The following is a 716-nucleotide window of genomic DNA, read 5'->3' as shown; positions in this document are numbered from 1 at the left end:
TAAAAATGAAATATAATATTAAATATGAAAAAGGTTGTCTTAAGTATCTAAAAAGGCTAGATAAAAATACTCAATTGAGAATAATTAAGGCTATAAACCGACTCCCGTCTGGGGATGTTAAAAAGCTACAAGGGAATACTGAAGATTATAGGTTAAGAGTTGGTAAATATAGAATTATATTTAGTAAAGATGAGAAGGGCTTAGTTATAAATATTATTGAAATTGCATCTCGAGGAGAAGTCTATAACAGATAATAGATTAATTTCATAAACTTTTAATTATATTGCAATACAAGCAGTAGATTATTTCTATAATAAATCTACTGCTTTAATTCTATGGTATTATACTCATCACCAAATAAATTTTACTAGTAGAACCGATACGGTGAACCGTATCATAAGTAGGACAAGCTATGGGTTATAGAATAATGTTTGAGGGGTTATCATAAACTAGAAATAAGTAGTATAATACGTGTAAGTATATAAATTTGAAGTAAAGCCAAATGGTATTTAGGGAGGCGAAATTTGTGGGAATCAATAAATACGCATTGATAGGATTAGTAATGGCAATAATGTTTCTAGGTTTTGGGCTTCTATTTGCAATCATGAAGGAAAAGGTGATGGTAGTATATAACTATGGACACTAAATAAGGTTTTATATATACTAATAACCGAGGAAGGAAGTGTCCGTAAAATGAGTAAGAGAAAAACTTATAC

At 29.2% G+C, this 716-nt stretch carries 1 protein-coding gene; it reads left to right on the top strand.

Features of this window, described 5'->3' with window-relative positions; genetic code table 11:
• A partial coding sequence (locus C3E89_RS10120; protein WP_236912687.1) for a type II toxin-antitoxin system RelE family toxin occupies positions 1 to 254 on the top strand: 254 nt, incomplete at its 5' end.
• Positions 255 to 716 lie beyond the last annotated feature (462 nt).

The sequence above is a fragment of the Clostridium sp. Cult1 genome (assembly GCF_021655095.1).
Taxonomy (GTDB): Bacteria; Bacillota; Clostridia; order Tissierellales; family Tepidimicrobiaceae; genus Schnuerera.
The sequence above is the reverse complement of the archived record's forward strand: the minus strand, read 5'-3'. Positions and strand labels throughout refer to the sequence as shown.